Genomic DNA, 15,983 nt, shown 5'->3' with positions numbered 1-15,983 from the left:
ACAACGCCGAAGGCGCACAACAGCGTAGCTAAACAACGTCGAAAGCGCACAACAGCGTAGCTAAACAACGCGAAGCTCACAACAGCGCAGCGCCACAACGCCGCAGGCACACAACAGCGCAGCATAACAACGCGAAGCGTCACAACGCCAAAGGCATACAACAGCGCAGCGTCATAACGCGAAGCATCACAACGCCGAAGGCTCACAACATTTCATACCTCCACCTCTGCCAATCGTCTCCTCTCCTCTTCCACAATTCGATTGTAAATTTCACCGCGTTTTTTGATTCGATTTGTTTTTTGCCAGTCCATAAATGCGACCACCACAAAGAGCATAAAGTACATGATCTGGGATTTTTGGCGGATAATAATCCCCAGATTGGACATTACGAAGGTCATGGAGATGGAAATGGAAATAAAGACCACCGCCGACATCTTTACCATGGCAGGAGCGATCTTGATATAGGTAATAAAATCTTTCTTTACAACCTTACTAAACATGTAGATGTAAAGCGCATTCTCAAAGGAAATGGCAATTCCCAATGCATTCGGAGAATCTATAAAGAGTGGTCTAAACCAAAAAGTAAAGAGCTTCATCGGAAGACTATAGGAGGCCATATCTACCCCAGAACCTGCGGACTGAAGCCTCTGGGCATTTAATGCAGATTCTTCTTCAAAGCTATCCAATAAATTATTTGGGTCGTAACCTAAATAAACGATCAAATCCTCATACACATAAATACTCATTCCGATGGCAAAGAAAACCACTAAATACTTTTGATAGATGGGGACTTTTTCCCTGCCAAGTACAAAGCCCACTCCCATTCCTATCAAGATAGCAAAGAGAATGTGCGGCCTGATCATATAGCATAAGAAGCTTCCAAATGCGATATGAGGAATTCTTTTTGCAGGCCAGGAAAGTCCATAAACTAAAAAACCAATCCCTGCAAAAATCACCGCACCTTTTCCTAAAGATGCTGTCCAAAAATGCATGTTCGGTAAAAACATAAAAATGGTAATCGCATCCCATCCCTCAAATTTGGGGTTGAAACGAAGGTTTTCTTTAAAAAACAGATAAAAATAGACAAAGCCCCAGAATCCCAACCAGGTGCTCAGAAACATCATCATATCGTAATTAAAGTCAAACCAACGAACAAATGGAAAAGCCATCCATTCTACAAAATCAGTTCCAGCAGCAAAGGCATCGAACCAGTTTCTCCAGTATCTATCTGTTCTATTAAAATAATTGACTGAATCTGATCGGTTGAATTGCGCATAGCTCCAATACACCAAACCAAAAAACATATGATACCAGAACATCTGGTTTAGCAGACCAGCTTTAACCCATTTATGCTCCCGCTGTAGATTTCCCAGCACGGGTTGGCTAATGCCAAAAAGGATAAGTATGAGGATAACGGCGCCTAGCACTGGGTTAATTTAAGATTATTGAATTAGAAATTTAAAATTAAGGTATTGAAATGTAAAAAGGATTCGGGTTAAAATTCACAGTCATTTCGACGAGGAGGAACAGCCTCTGTCCCGATTCATCAGGAAGGAGGAGAAATCTCCAGTTATATTTATTGAGATTTCTCAGTCGCTTGAAGAATAGTATTTCATTGATTAGGTAAACAGCTCCTTCGAAATGACCCAAACCATGTTACACTAATAAAACCGATTCATAAACTTCCTCCAGCTCTTGCACCATTCGTTTCATGCTAAACTGCTGAACGACTCTTGCTCTGGCAGCGCTGGACATCTTTTGATGGATTTCTGGATTCTGGATCAGCTGAATGCAATAATCCACCAATTCCTCGTATTCCTCAATCTCTGAAAGGAAACCTTGCACCCCATGTTGTACGACCTCACCAATCCCTCCAGCTCTTGTGGCAACGACTGGGATTTCACAGGACATTGCTTCCAGCATCGCAATAGGCAAGCCTTCAAATTCTGAAGTACTGAGGTAAATATCCATGACAGAAAGGTAAGGCAACACATTCTTCTGAACCCCTACCCAATGGAAATTAGAAGATTTTCCGGATGCCTCAATTTGGGCCAAAATGCGATCTCTCCACTCCCCATCACCTACCAACAGGAAATGCGTTTCGGGACAGGATTCTAAAATTTTGAGTGCTAAATCCACCCAGATCCATAAACGTTTTTGGGAACGAAAAACAGCTACTTTACCAATAACCGGAGCCGATTCAGGAATTCCTAAGAAAGTTTTAAATGAGTCATTTCGACTTCCTCGATAGCTATCGGGAGCAGAAATCTCTCCACTAGAAGAATGAGCAACCTCTTCCCGATTCACTAATTCACTAATCCCCTGATCAACTGATTCACTTAGCTCTATTCCCTGCTCTCTAATTCCTTCTCCCTCCCGATAGCTATCGGGATCACCATTCTCCATCCTCCTAAACACCTCCGTATTCACCCCATTTTGGATCATTTTGACTTTAAGTCTTCCCCCACGTTTGTATGGATCAATCATAGAGTTGAGCTGCATGGAAAGAGCTACTTCGTTGGAAACTGCGATCGCCACATCCTGCTGCTTGAATGTCATTCGATTCCCCCAATAAGAAACTTTATTGTATCGATCCCAGGTATTGTGCTCCGTATAGACGATTGGGATCTTCAGTTTATTTCCAACAAAGCGGGATAAAATCCCGGCCCAGGGTAAATGTGCATGGATAATATCAATTCCCAATGCCCTGGAAAAATCCCCCACTTTTTTTACCTGAAAAAACAAACCCAAATTACTGGAAGGAATGAGATGTACTTTGATTCCAACTGACTCCAGTTCATTGACAATGTTGTTTTTCTGATGGTAGAAATACAGGCAATGAAACTCAAAACGATCTTTATTGTGAACCAAAGCCGTTTCGGGGATTAGCTTTTCAGCTCCTCCTCTTCCAAGGGATTTGATCAGGTGAAGTATTTTTATTTTTCTTGGCAAGGGGGATTGAGATTTATAGAAAAGAGAACAGGGATTAGGAGATTAAGAGATTGGGGATTGGTGAATAAGTTAATTAGGGATCATGAACTCAAAGTCATTTCGACCGAAGGGAGAAATCTGTTACTTGTTTGTTTGTCATTTCGACTGGAGATTGCGCAGGGAGAAATGACTACAAAAAGAGTATTCCTAATGATAAAATAGTATCAAATCAACTCAAAGTAGAAACCTTCAAATTCTTTTCCAACCTGATCCATTTGATATTTTTTTAAAACAAGTGCTTTGGCAGCATCAGTGATTTTCTCTAGTTCAGTTGGAGGTGTATTCAATACTTCTAAAACACTGGCTTCAAAAGCCTCTTGGTTTCCTGTTTCAATACACCATCCTGTTTTTTTACTCATCAAAACTTCCGGAATCCCACCAGCTGCATAAGCAATCACCGGAACCTTACAGTACATAGCCTCCAAAATCACTGCCGGTAACCCCTCAATTTTAGAAGGCATTACCAAGACTTTTGCTTGGGATAAAAGTGGGAAAATATTGGATTGATTTGGAATTATTTCCACAGAATCCTGCAACTTATCCGTTTCGATCTTTTCAGTCAAGGAACTTTCAAGTGATCCCGATCCTAGAAATTTCAATCGAATCTTCGGATAAATTTTCAGCACTTCCTTAAAAATGGTTACCATCCCCAGAGGATCTTTCTCTGAAACAAGAGAACCTACAAATAGTAAATAATCATCCTTTTGTGGTTCAACAGAAATTTCAAGCTTCTTTTGAATTTCGTTTGGATCTATCCCTATCGGAATGCTGATGCTGTTTTTGGGTCTGAAGGTTTGACGGTAATCCATCAAAGAGTTTTCTGAAACAGAGATAACGGCATCTACATTCCTATGCAACAAGCTATTGAAAAGTCTTTGTTTTTTACTTTTAATAAATCGAGATAGCGTATTGGCATTTCTATAAATCAATACAAAATCCCCAGCTCCAATCAATCTGGCTCCGACGGCATATCGAAGGGTATCAGATGCATTCGCTTGAATAATATCCGGCTTAATCTTTTTGATGGTTGCGGCTAGTTCCTTAAACCCCTTATAATCCAGTTTTGGTCTGTTTTTAAAATCCATTTGGATTAAACCTTCCGAAAAACTTATTCCCCCCGGCCCCTCTAATAAGGAGATCACCCAAAGCTCATGTCCCCTGCTTTTTAAACATTCGGCTAATTGAACTGCAAAAATCTCTGCACCTCTCCGTTGAGGTCTGGTGATTAATTGAATTATCCGCATAGTTCCGAGTGAAAACCCAAATACTTTTTAGCTACTTGAGCTATGGTATAATTTTCAATTACTGTCTTTTGAGCCCTGTCAAGTAGAGATTTTTTAGTGACTTCGTCCATCTGAAAACACTGCTCCAATGCCTCATAAAATTGCTTTTCATCATTTGGGCTGGCCAAAAACCCATTTTCCCGGTCCACTAACACTTCGGGAATTCCCCCAACACCGTATGCAACCACTGGGATTCGAGCAAAAAAAGCTTCCAGAAGTACTGCAGGAAGACCTTCAGAAATGCTTGGCAAAATCAATATGGCATTTTCCGGTATCCGATTGAAAGGCTGGGATAATGATCCCAGAAATTTTATCTGACTTTTAAATTCGATCTTTTCTACTTCCCTTTCAATTGTTGCTTTTTCAGGCCCATCTCCTATAAACCAAAGTTGGGATGCTGGGTATTTTTCCTGGAATCGTGCGAAAATCCTAAGTGAACCTTGATGATTTTTTTCATGGGTAAAGCCAGCAATCTGAACGATCACCGGAAAAGAACTCTTGTTTGCCAAATGATCAAAAAAAGAAATTTGAAGCCCAATAGGAATAATCTTATGTTTTTTATTAGCTTCTAAAAACTGATCCAAATCCTTCTTGGTATACTTGGAAACAGAAACAAATGCATCCGTATTCCTGAAAAGGAATCGATTGAACACTCGGTGAGCCAAGGAAGTCATGTAGGTACTGACGAGTCCTCCATTGTTAAATACCAGTTTATAACTCTCTCGAAATAATTTTTTACTGACTACAGCAAATTTCAAAGTGTCGCCTCCGTTTGCCTGGACCAGATCCGGTTTAAAGTCTTGGACGATTTCATTGAATTTTTTCCAACCCTTATAATCCCAAAATCTATTTTCTTTTTTTCGATTGAGTCGGATCAACTTTCCGGAAAATGGCAACTCAAAATTTCCTTCAAACAATGAAACTAACAATACTTGATGGCCCAGATCCTTTAGCTCTTCACTTAGCCAGGCAGTGAAAATTTCTGCGCCTCTTGCCTGGTTTTTTTGAACTAGTTGAATAATCCTCATTTTCGAAAGTAAAAATCCAAATACATCTGATCTCCGCAAAAATTGAGTGTGTGAACTCCCAAGGCGATAGGTACAAGCTCCGGTTCTATAAAATAGGCTGTTTGTTCCTTATAGCCGTTTTCTGTCATTTCCAGAATTTCCTGAACTGCAATCCTATGTCCATATCGCTTTCCAGAATCCTGTGCCGGCCGAAACAGCTTTCCATTTTTTTCAAATAGTTTCCCCGCTGGCCTGGAGCATCTGACATCAGATACGATAGGATTCATTGGATGTGCTTTCCATTCCGCAGAATGCAGCGAGTCAGAGAAGTATAAATTCAATTCATCAAAGGGAGAGGATGCCGGATGGGGCTTTTGATTGAGGAATAGCCAATACTTTCCATCTGCAACATAAAGTGTTGGATCATAACCTTCCCCATCAAAAAAAACTTTCTTTTCACCCCATTGAAATGGGAAACCCACCCCTTTATAAATAAAGAGCTTACCAGCTTCCGCCGATTCTGGAATCAGGTAATAGCTGCCATTTTCCTCCCAAATAAAGGGATAAGATAAATGCCACGCTTCCTGAATCACAGGTTTTATTATCGATTGCTTTTCTGCTTCAGGTACCAAACAAACAATCCTTCCTTTTTTGGTTTGTTTATTAAATTCTTCGGCGAACACATAGGGTTTACCCTGATAAAAGAAGGGAAATGGATCCGCAAGATAGCTGGATGATTTTCCTTCCTGCCTTAGCCAATGAATCTCTGACCTCTGGATTGCATCAGATTGGGTATGATTTACTAGAGCTATTTCCCAATGGGCGGGTTTTCTATTTTCCTGAATCTTCCGATTTAAATTTCGTCGGAGCAAGTTCCATAACAACGAAATCATCTCGAATGAACCGGGTGGCTTTTTCAATTCCACCTTGGTTTTTTGACTAGGTTTTGATTTCATCTTCTCCTCCAACCAGGCCTCTTCTCCAATGGTATCAATTCTGGAAAGAACTCTGGCCACAAAATACGAGGACTTCCAAAATATCGCATTTGCATTCCGATCCACAGAAAGTGGGTTGGTCTGAGCATACGATTGATAAAGTATTTCTCCCTGATCTAATTGCTCGGTTAATCTTTGCAAAACAGTCCCGGTTGTTTCCCATCCCAGCATTACTTCCCAAAATGCAGGTGGACCTCCCCGATACCTGGAAGGATCTCCATGATGATATGACCAAACACCCAAGCGGGGAATTTTCAATAAGTCCCCGGTCAAAACACGAAATCCAAATCGTAAAATCAGGTCCACTTTAAAGGCTTTGATTTTTTCAAGGTCTTCTTTCAAAAACTCATCTCGGTAAGTAGTCTGAATCGGACTTACCTGAATCTGGGTGAAATTATTCTGAGGTAAGGTTACTATTGGAATCCTTTTAAATGCATCAAACTCAGATTTAAAAAACTTCCGATCCAAAGCCCGATAGACCCGGTATAGAAAGGGGGATTTTTTACCGGATGGTTTTGGGGAAAGATTCCTGATCTCCAAAACAATCTCAGAATTCCCCTGCTGGATCAAAGCATTTAAGCATTCCCATTCCCAGGCCTGAAGCGTATCAGAATCCGTTAAAATTGCTATTCTATACAATAGAGGGGAATTGTAATTTTTTGAAAGTCATTTATTAAAATCAATTTAATATTCCACCTAAATCCCTTTGAAGGGGGACAAGGTTAAGTTCAAAAGGAGTATTAAAGTATTTACAATTGTCGTTAATGAACTATCCCTCTCCTTGAGGAGAGGGCAGGGTGAGGTGATTAGATTCGATAAAATTTAGGATTACCTGAACTGCATCATGACAATTTTCCAATATCACCTTATTTGGAATCCTAACCACTGAAATAGAAAACTCATTTAATTCATAAGTCCTTCCTAAATCGTACTCTTGATTCTCTAAACTGTCGTGGATGGCACCATCAACTTCCACTACTAATCTTAATTCATGACAATAAAAGTCAACGATGAATCTACTAATCGGATGTTGTCTTCTAAATTTATACTTGTGAAGTGATTTACCTCGCAGTTTTTCCCAAAGAACCTTTTCGGCCGGTGTCATTATTTTTCTCAGCTCTCTTGCCCTTTTGTGAATTTCAGGACTTGCTCCATAAAAAAGATTATTAGAATAACTCATTCTTTGATCACTTTATTTTCTACCCCCTAAATCCCCCTGAAGGGGGACAAGATTAAGTTCAAAAGGAGTATTAAAGTATTTACAATTGTCGTTAATGAACTATCCCTCTCCTTGAGGAGAGGGCAGGGTGAGGTGAATCTCAATTATTTTTTATCTCAAAAAGTAAGGCTTCATAGTCTTTGGCAATCTTTTCAATATCGAATCTAGCAATCGCTTCTTCTCGGGCTGCTTTCCCCAAATCAGCCGTTAGACCTGGATGCTCGATAGCAAAAATCATTTGATTAGCTAATTGCTTTCTATTTTGAAACTCAAAAATCAAAGCAGTTTTGGGGCTAATAGCTTCTAAATTCATAGAAATATTGGAAGCGATAATTGGGATTCCCGCCATCATGGCTTCTACCAAAGCACCTGAAAAACCTTCATACCAGCTTGGGAATAGGAAACAGTCATTTTCTAATAAAATCGTGGTGGCGTCATTGCGAGCCGACCGAAGGGAAGGCGTGGCAATCTCATTCTCTTCCCGATAACTATGGCTACCTCCAGATCCAAATTTGCCAGGAAGTTTCACATGATCAGTTAGGCCTAGACTAGTAATTAAAATTTCTAAATCAGATCGATAAGGTCCTTCTCCATAGATGGTCAAGGTACAATTCGGGTATTTTTTTAGGACTTTTGAAAAAGCATGGATGGCATCTTGAAATCCTTTCCGTTCCAAAAGTCTCCCATAGGAGATAAAATGAAATGCATTAAAACTTGAATCTTGATTTTGATGATATTTCTCCGAAGGCGTATCTCGCCTTTTTACCTCCATCTCAATATTCTTACTATTTTCCACAGTCCCCTCATTTCCGAATCCCCTCTCCTCATTCTCATTATCCTCAAGATGGCTTTCGGAATCTCTATTCCCTTTTTCCGATATATCCTTATCAACTGACTTACTATTTAACTGATTTACCGATTTATCATGAAACCCTTTAGGAGATTGCCGCGCTTCGCTCGCAATGACGTCCAAATGAGAATTATCAGGAATAGAACGTCCCCTATAAACAACCGAGATCTTATTCTTATCCAATCCTAAAGTTTTCTCATGCGACTCTGCCAAGGCCTGAGCATTTGCAATCCAATGTTTGGGAATCCTGGCTGTTAACCGATCTAGCCAATAAACCATCTTGTATTTCAAGCCCCTCTTATCTTTCCAGGCAATGGGAGCATAGCTATCATTGACTAATGTACCTACAAGCGGAACTCCCGTGATCACTGAGGCAATACGTGTAATAATATCTGCCCGCCAGAGACTTGATACTAAGAGATCGGGCTTTTCCTTTCGAATAGTTTTGACCAAGCGAGTCACTGCCAAGCGAAAATGATAGGACTCTGGAATCTCCAAAAAAATAAGCCGAATTCCGGCTTTTTCATATTCCTGTTTTAAATCGTGTTTCGGGTAGAAATACACAAAAGCGACTTCAATTTCTTTAGAAAATCTGGAAAGGATTTCTAAGTGACTCCGTTCTGCTCCTGCATTGACTAAGGCATCTTGTGTAAAGAGGAGTTTCAATTAAGTTCGTTAGATTTTAGAAAGTTTTGCTTCTCTCTAATTGTTTTAAAATTCAAAAGTCGCTTTATCCCTTGCATTGATCCTAAAAGAAAAGCATCCAATGAAAACTGTCTCTTTAAGGGCATTTTAACTTCTAAAATAGCCAATCCTTTATCACCAAACTTCTCTTTGAAATAGATCAATTCAAGGCCTTTATAAACCTTTAGCCATTTATAAATCACACATTGTTCCGTATACCGTTCTGCATCATCCATTACGATTAAGCATCCAACTTTTAATTTATCATAGACCCCATCCAATGCTCCTTCTCTTCCATAATAGTATTGGGGACCATCAACGAAAACCAATTCAACCCCATACTTTAGGTTTTTCTTTTCGGGTATCTGATAACTAGCATGGATACCAAATATTCCGAAAACGAAGCGTATTCTACCCGTATAAAAACCCATTGAATCGCGATCAACTAACTCTTTTAATTCACTGGGAATTTTAAACCAATCCACATTTTCTTCTATGGAAAAAACTTCATAATTGGGGCTAATTTTTGGCATGGTAAAATGAAAAACGATTGTAGAAAACCCAGCTCCAATTTCTACCACTCTATTAATCTTCTTTTCTTTTACTAAAGCTATAATTGCTTCTGCAACTGGCTTATCAATCGACCATCCTCCCGGAGAATGTTTTAAAACTTTTAGCTCATGTTCTGATGGATTAGAATTGGTAAGTTTCAGTTTTTCATCTGTAAAAGTACTTTTAGACAAGTATGATGTGACATTTTTCTTAATCCAATTCATAGGCTTGTAGCTAATCTTTTATGCACTTTTTTAGCGAAACCGATGGGGAAAAGAATAAATATTAAATAAAGGAGAGTTGATTTTAAAGGATAGCCCATGGATTTCAAATAGGTCCTTGCCTGATTAGTTTTTCCGCAATATAATGCAAGCCACATTGCTTTATGATACCACCATTTTTTGCGAGAATTATTTAGCTCTATTAATTTATGATATCGATCAATAAGTCTTGAATAGGCATCATACTGGGCTATAAAATCTTTTCTAACTGATTCATGATCACCTATCAAACAATTTACCAAGGTTTTTGAAATCCCACCCCCCTTTTCTTTCTGACTGATTCTAAGAAAAATCTCTCTATCAACGGAAGCTTTAAATAATTCATCAAAGCCATTAAATCTTTCAAGCATTCTTTTTTTAAACGCTACCCCACAATTAGTCCCAATTCGTAACTCATCAAAGAATGTAGTGCTAGGTAAAGCACTCTGTTGACTCCAAAACTCTTCTTTTATTATCCCTCCAGTTGGATTTACATATCTTACGCCAGTCCAAAAAAAACTTATATCTGAATTTGCCTTTATCGTTTCAGACAGATTTTGTAAATAATTAGGTTCAAACCAGTCATCACTATCCAAATACACTATCCACTCCCCCTTTGCGACTCTCCAACCAGCATTTCTAGCCTTCGCATTTCCTCCATTTTCAGTGAGTGATACTACCCTCACTCGCCTGTCATTGATAGCTTTAACTATTTGAAGTGATTCATCTGTTGAAGCATCATCTACGATGATGAGTTCAAAATCCTGATAGGATTGATTCAAAACGCTTTTAATCGCCTTTGAAATATAATTTGCTCTGTTGTAGAGTGGAATTACAATAGAAAAGTGAAAATCCATTTACTTTAGTTTAAAGGTCAATAGTTTTTCCTTTTATCCTTTTGTGATAATGATGAAAAGCCAAAAAAATCATCTTTGCATTCTTAAACCCATATTCCGGGCCATATCTAAATCCATAGATTGATTTGGCAAGCCATTTCTTAATCAATCTTGATCTCATGGATCTTAAAGTGAGTGTATCTGAGATCATCAATAAATTCCGAAGGCTGTAGTATTCTCTTGAGGGATTTTTCTTCTTTTTATAATTCGGTCTTTGATAATCTGTGCGATTATGGAGTTTTCTTAAAGCAAGAAATATCTTGCAGTGGACAAGAATTATATAGCCTTTTCTTGAAGCTTTCAGACAAAAATCAAGCTCTTCAAACCCAAAAAACAAATCTTCATTGGGTAATATCCCTGCTTTAACCAGTTCAGAACTGACCAACATGGACATCCCTCCTGCTACAAAATCAACTTCTACACATTCCTTTTTTTCTAGCAGGCGTGACTGGATTCGCTTGACTACTCCTTTTTTACGATCAAAAAAATGTCCTACAGATCCTATGATTCCACAAAAAGGGTTTTCATTCCGGATAGAAAGCAACTTCTCAAACGTGTCATTAAAAAATGGGGGATCGTTGTCATCGCCCCAAAACATCCAATCTAAACCCTCTGCGGCACAAAGCTCCAATCCCTTTTTTGCAGCGCCCGCTGGTCCTGCGTTATAACCCATTCTAAAATATTTGATTCTAGAATCCAATAGACATGCGATTGCATGATCCGTTTCCAGATTTTCGGAGTTATCGATAATCCAAATCAATTCAGGTGGAAAAGTCTGTTCGAACAGTTTTTTGATCGTCTCCTTTAAAATTTCAGGACGATTATAAGTAATAATAAAACCTCCTAAACGAATCATATACCGATCTTTTTGGTGTAGATTATTTTTGATAGAATTGGCAGGAAGCTTAACCCAAATCTGGCAAGAGTTTGGATTTTCCAAGGCTTATATAAATAGGCCTTCCAGAGATATTCCCTTGCCTGACCAAATCTTTGAACCCTCAAATTATTTACACCAACTATCTGATTGTACAGATATTTATGGTGAGCACTCATTGAATTTTGATGCTTTTTTAAAAACAAACTGACCGAATTAATAATGTTTTCCGGGTTTCTACTACCACCTGAAGCATTTTCATGATAGACTAAAGAAACATGAGGCATCAAATGTGGCCTTGCGGAAGCTTGCATTATTCTATGGAGTAATTCAGTGTTTTCAGAAAAAGTAAATAAGGGATCGTAGCCACCAATTTGATCAAAAAATGCCTTTTTAATACAAAAGGTGCCAGAAAGAAATGGATTATAGGAACCCTCTTTTGGAATACGGATAATGGTTTCATTGAAGCTTCTCCGCTCATTTCCCGCAACAAACAATTGGTCTCCCGGAAAACGATCAATAAAAGAGCTAAAATTTTCTAAAGCGTCCTTGATTAATTCATCGTCAGAATCAAGGAAAATTAACCATTCTCCTTGTGATTTTGTTGCGCCAAGATTTCTTGCTCCACTCACTCCATAATTTTCTTGATATACAGATCTAAATCCCAGAAGACCAAAATAGGCTGAAATTACATTAGATGTATCATCCGTGCTTCCATCATCAACTACAATTAATTCCCAATCCTTATTTGTTTGATTTAAAATGGATTGAATAGCTCTTGGAAGAACCTTTGCCCGGTTAAATGCAGGTATGATGATAGAAAATTTAGGCATTGAATAATTTTTGGTTTGCCCTAAATGCTTCTAAGGTTTTATTATAATTTTTAAAAAATGAAAACAATTTGGTTTTTGTCGTCACCCTATTGACCTGATTTAAATTTTCACTGGAAAAAAAGCCAAGGAGGTTAGATTTTATTACTCCTTTTAAAATGATAAAGTAATTTTTCCAAAGGTGTTTTTTAAAACTATTCAATTCTGAAAATTCATGAACCTTGTAACTTTCCAGAATCGGGAAGGAAGAAGAAATCCCTTCTTTCAATTTCAAATAATAATTCCAGTTTAACCGATGGGTCTCAATGAAATGTTTAAAAGTCAAACGATCATCAAAGTGCAGCTCATATCCTACTAGCTGCACTGCAAGGCATAATTCCACATCTCCTCCAGAATTTAAGCCCTTCCCTTTTCGGTCAGATAAAAAGCTCTCAAATCCCAGTTCTTCCAATTTTTCTAAAGCTGTCTTTCTAAAGAAACAGGCTGCACCATAATGAAATGAACCTACGGGTTGTATGCCCGGTTTTTTCCCAAGAGATCCCACGGCATAAGTATGCGAAAAATCAGAAAACCATTCCGGTTTTTCGATTTCAAAAACTGGGATACCCAATGAGCCCAATACCCCAGCCTTTGGATTTTCGTTTAGGTACCTTGATCCAATAGTTAGAAAGTCAGGTGCCAGCCAGTTATCATCATCACAAAATAGAATCAAGTCAAAGGAAGAAGCTCTAAAACCCGTAATCCTTGCATGATTCAGCCCTGGCCTAGACTCTTCAATTATCCTAAAATTAGTGACATCAGGAAACTTTTGCAGGTATGAAATAACCCATTCTGCAGTATCATCCTTAGATGCGTTATCAACCAGAATTATCTCAAAGTCAAATTCAGGGTTTTGATTAAGAAGATGATCAATCGTTTTCTTTAGTCGATTTCTTCCATTGTAGGTACAAATTATTACCGAAACTCCAATCAAATTCAATTTCGTAATAGCCTAAAAAGGCTCTTTAGCTTATTTTTAAATCTACTTCTTGGGGTATTTTTAGCTTTGTAGAATTTCAAAGTTGGCTTAACTTGATTTAAAAAACTGTAATCATTCCTCAACAATTCCTTCTCATATTCTCCTCCTAGCCCCTTTAATTCCGGTAAGGCATGATATCCATACCTACTCTCGGAAGATCTTCCTGTAATGGAAGATGAACCAGGCTTGAAACCACTGAAATGAAAAAAGACCAAGGGGGTATCTTCTGAATTGACGAAATATCCATCCTTCGTATCGATCAACTTGCGATCATTAAAATTCCACCAGGCCATATTGTACCCCTTGTCTTTTAAAATATAAATTCCTTCAAAAAACAAAGGTGCCAGATCAATCCATTTCTGATCTACAAATATTCCACGGCACTTATCAATCAAACAGTAGTCCCGCAAACGTTCTTTCCACCAGCCTATAAACCTAAATGATTCATCAGATCGACGGATGCCTATAAAGCCAAGGTTAAACATGCCATGTCGCAAAGCTACCAGCTCATCAAACTGACTTTCTTTTCCCGGATCAGTCAACATGGGAGTCAGCACGATATTATTGGAATCGAGTATGGAATCCAACTGTTCAAATCCCTTGTAAAAAACAATATCAGGGTCTACATAGTAGATTTTTTCCTCTGATGGGTAGGTATCAAATAGATATTGGAAATAATAAGGCTTTACAGCAGTATTGAATTCAATGACATTATATCGGGAGAGCATCTTATCAAATTCCGAAAATCCCAAATCAAAACATTGAAGAACAGTTACATTTTTAAATTTCTGATAATCGATTTCAGGATCAAGATAATCTACCAAGCCAATTACAAAATGAACTGTCGGTTGAATTTTCAAAACAGAGTCGGCAAGCGTGATTGCTTGCGCGAGATAGTTGTTTGAACAGAGCGTAAAAACGATCAATGAAATTTCTTTTTAATGTAATGAATGAATTTTGAAGAAATGATTCGAGCTTTCGAAGGCAGGAATTCAGGATATTTTGAAGGAATTTCTGAATAGAATTGATCTTTTCTTTTGGAATTCGTACTGATTCCACCAGAGGAAAAGTTAGCTATAATAAGATTTAAATAGTGAAAATCCGTTTTAGTCCTACACCTTAAATTAAAATCCCAATCTGAATTGATAGGATACTTTAAATCGAAAAACAGTTGATTTTTGTTCAAAAAAGATCTTCGGTAAAAGATTCCCTGATGACAAATATTCTTTTTTGTTAATCTGAAAGCATCAAATTTTCCGGCATAAACTTCCTGATCTTTGGCCCAATCCGAATCGCCCTGGATTAAAACATCTCCATAGGCCACGTGAAAACTCGTCTTTGCTAACCTTTTATAGACTTTTTCAAGGGTATGTTTATCAAACAGCCAATCATCTGCCCCAATAAAGAATACCCAGTATCCCTTCGCAATTGATAGCCCCTTATTCATTGCCTCATAGACCCCTTTATCAGGAGAGGAATAAATTTCAATTCTTTTGTCATGAAAAGAATTGATAATCTCCAGGGTATTATCAGTGGAGACTCCATCCATTACAAGAATTTCAAATTCAGAAAAACTCTGATTTACTAAACTACTGAGTAGTCTTTCTAAATACTTTCCAGAATTAAGAGTTGGAACAATGATTGAAAATTTAACTTTCACTATCTATTGAGTTTCCAATCCAGTCCCTTGGTAAGACAACATGATTTCCTACCTCATTATCGACATCCAAGGCATGGGGAAATGAATTTGAGTAAGAAAATTCTTCTACCCGATCCTTTCTCAAGAATGTAAACTCCATAATTGGAGGAATCTCAATGCCATCCTTTTTAAAAACCGGGTAACAGTTATTGGGATGAAGGTGGACACAATAGTGATTGTGAAGCAATTTTTCAAAAACAATAGAGGCAAAACGGAAAAATTCAGGGTTCCATAGTTTATCCAAGTCGTGAAACTCTACCACGATAATTCTGAAACGGTTTAATAAGGAAGTGGAAATACTGATTAAGGACTCATATTCAAACCCTTCAATATCCATTTGCAAAATCAGATCCGAATAATCTGATATACTTGATTGGGTTGCCCATTCATCTAAGGTGATGAATTGATCATCAGTTTTTGATCCAATAAATTTCTTGAGAAAAGAAAACTTAACTTCCTTAGGGTCGAGATTTGGCGAATCAACAGAATTATCTGCCATAAAAATTTTCATCCCATGCCGGTAGCAATCCGTCTCAAAGGAACTAAATTCACCAACTCCCGGTGAAAAGCAGGCTTCAACCCCCTTTAAATCATTTGGCACTAAATATCCTCCATCGGAATCTGCACCAAGCCTGATTAATTCTTTGTCAGTGCGAATTGGTTGAAGCTTTGAAATCAAATCAGTTAATTTTTGCTTTTCGGTCTTATCTAAAACAATTTTATCCTGTTTTTCAATTATGCCAACTAATAAGTTGAAAACTTTGATTTTATTTTTGATCAAAAAGTTCATATTTCTTTACCGATTATAATCTCTAAGTATGAAAA

The 15,983-nt window shown here is 38.0% G+C and carries 15 protein-coding genes; all 15 read right to left on the bottom strand.

The annotated features are described in order from the left end of the window. Positions 1-212: 212 nt before the first annotated feature. Positions 213-1,376: a hypothetical protein gene (locus AAGF08_RS04155; protein WP_343509766.1), complete on the bottom strand. Its 1,164-nt coding sequence runs from the start codon at positions 1,374-1,376 to the stop codon at positions 213-215. Between the two features lie 280 nt (positions 1,377-1,656). After that, a complete protein-coding gene (locus AAGF08_RS04150; protein WP_343509765.1) occupies positions 1,657-2,952 on the bottom strand; it encodes a glycosyltransferase in 1,296 nt (431 codons plus the stop codon). Between the two features lie 203 nt (positions 2,953-3,155). Then, positions 3,156-4,235 (bottom strand): glycosyltransferase, encoded by a 1,080-nt coding sequence (locus AAGF08_RS04145; protein ID WP_343509764.1) that lies wholly within the window; start codon positions 4,233-4,235, stop codon positions 3,156-3,158. Next, complete coding sequence (locus AAGF08_RS04140; protein ID WP_343509763.1) at positions 4,226-5,302, bottom strand: glycosyltransferase family 4 protein; 1,077 nt, start codon at positions 5,300-5,302, stop codon at positions 4,226-4,228. The genes AAGF08_RS04145 and AAGF08_RS04140 overlap by 10 nt, the downstream gene beginning before the upstream one ends. After that, entirely contained in the window at positions 5,299-6,915 is a 1,617-nt protein-coding gene (locus AAGF08_RS04135) for a formyltransferase family protein (RefSeq protein WP_343509762.1), read from the bottom strand. Before AAGF08_RS04135 ends, AAGF08_RS04140 begins: the two co-directional genes overlap by 4 nt. Positions 6,916-7,045: 130 nt before the next feature. Next, complete coding sequence (locus AAGF08_RS04130) at positions 7,046-7,456, bottom strand: endonuclease domain-containing protein (RefSeq protein ID WP_343509761.1); 411 nt, start codon at positions 7,454-7,456, stop codon at positions 7,046-7,048. Positions 7,457-7,595: 139 nt separating this feature from the next. After that, positions 7,596-9,011 carry a glycosyltransferase family 4 protein gene (locus AAGF08_RS04125; RefSeq protein ID WP_343509760.1) on the bottom strand — a complete coding sequence of 472 codons (1,416 nt, stop codon included), beginning with the start codon at positions 9,009-9,011 and terminating at the stop codon, positions 7,596-7,598. Then, positions 9,008-9,805 (bottom strand): hypothetical protein, encoded by a 798-nt coding sequence (locus AAGF08_RS04120; protein WP_343509759.1) that lies wholly within the window; start codon positions 9,803-9,805, stop codon positions 9,008-9,010. The genes AAGF08_RS04125 and AAGF08_RS04120 overlap by 4 nt, the downstream gene beginning before the upstream one ends. Continuing rightward, a complete protein-coding gene (locus tag AAGF08_RS04115) occupies positions 9,802-10,698 on the bottom strand; it encodes a glycosyltransferase family A protein (protein ID WP_343509757.1) in 897 nt (298 codons plus the stop codon). The genes AAGF08_RS04120 and AAGF08_RS04115 overlap by 4 nt, the downstream gene beginning before the upstream one ends. Positions 10,699-10,708: 10 nt before the next feature. After that, on the bottom strand, positions 10,709-11,593 hold the full coding sequence (locus AAGF08_RS04110; protein WP_343509756.1) for a glycosyltransferase: 885 nt from the start codon (positions 11,591-11,593) through the stop codon (positions 10,709-10,711). Then, positions 11,590-12,444: a glycosyltransferase family A protein gene (locus AAGF08_RS04105; RefSeq protein WP_343509755.1), complete on the bottom strand. Its 855-nt coding sequence runs from the start codon at positions 12,442-12,444 to the stop codon at positions 11,590-11,592. The genes AAGF08_RS04110 and AAGF08_RS04105 overlap by 4 nt, the downstream gene beginning before the upstream one ends. Beyond that, the gene (locus tag AAGF08_RS04100) at positions 12,437-13,420 is read right to left on the bottom strand and encodes a glycosyltransferase (protein ID WP_343509754.1); all 984 of its coding nucleotides are present in this window, start codon (positions 13,418-13,420) and stop codon (positions 12,437-12,439) included. The genes AAGF08_RS04105 and AAGF08_RS04100 overlap by 8 nt, the downstream gene beginning before the upstream one ends. Continuing rightward, positions 13,417-14,385, bottom strand: a complete 969-nt coding sequence (locus AAGF08_RS04095) for a glycosyltransferase (RefSeq protein ID WP_343509753.1) — start codon at positions 14,383-14,385, stop codon at positions 13,417-13,419. The genes AAGF08_RS04100 and AAGF08_RS04095 overlap by 4 nt, the downstream gene beginning before the upstream one ends. Beyond that, positions 14,382-15,119 (bottom strand): glycosyltransferase family 2 protein, encoded by a 738-nt coding sequence (locus AAGF08_RS04090; protein ID WP_343509752.1) that lies wholly within the window; start codon positions 15,117-15,119, stop codon positions 14,382-14,384. Before AAGF08_RS04090 ends, AAGF08_RS04095 begins: the two co-directional genes overlap by 4 nt. Beyond that, entirely contained in the window at positions 15,109-15,948 is an 840-nt protein-coding gene (locus tag AAGF08_RS04085) for an FkbM family methyltransferase (RefSeq protein WP_343509751.1), read from the bottom strand. Before AAGF08_RS04085 ends, AAGF08_RS04090 begins: the two co-directional genes overlap by 11 nt. Positions 15,949-15,983 lie beyond the last annotated feature (35 nt).

Source organism: Algoriphagus sp. SE2 (assembly GCF_039563885.1).
Lineage (GTDB): Bacteria > Bacteroidota > Bacteroidia > Cytophagales > Cyclobacteriaceae > Algoriphagus.
Note: the sequence above shows the minus strand (reverse complement) of the source record. Positions and strands in the feature narration are given on the sequence as shown.

Bases quoted from the DNA above. Each gene is read 5' to 3' on its own strand.
- AAGF08_RS04145 (WP_343509764.1), bottom strand. From the start codon at position 4,235: ATGCGGATAATTCAATTAATCACCAGACCTCAACGGAGAGGTGCAGAG.
- AAGF08_RS04140 (WP_343509763.1), bottom strand. From the start codon at position 5,302: ATGAGGATTATTCAACTAGTTCAAAAAAACCAGGCAAGAGGCGCAGAA.
- AAGF08_RS04130 (WP_343509761.1), bottom strand. From the start codon at position 7,456: ATGAGTTATTCTAATAATCTTTTTTATGGAGCAAGTCCTGAAATTCAC.
- AAGF08_RS04120 (WP_343509759.1), bottom strand. From the start codon at position 9,805: ATGAATTGGATTAAGAAAAATGTCACATCATACTTGTCTAAAAGTACT.
- AAGF08_RS04115 (WP_343509757.1), bottom strand. From the start codon at position 10,698: ATGGATTTTCACTTTTCTATTGTAATTCCACTCTACAACAGAGCAAAT.
- AAGF08_RS04110 (WP_343509756.1), bottom strand. From the start codon at position 11,593: ATGATTCGTTTAGGAGGTTTTATTATTACTTATAATCGTCCTGAAATT.
- AAGF08_RS04105 (WP_343509755.1), bottom strand. From the start codon at position 12,444: ATGCCTAAATTTTCTATCATCATACCTGCATTTAACCGGGCAAAGGTT.
- AAGF08_RS04085 (WP_343509751.1), bottom strand. From the start codon at position 15,948: ATGAACTTTTTGATCAAAAATAAAATCAAAGTTTTCAACTTATTAGTT.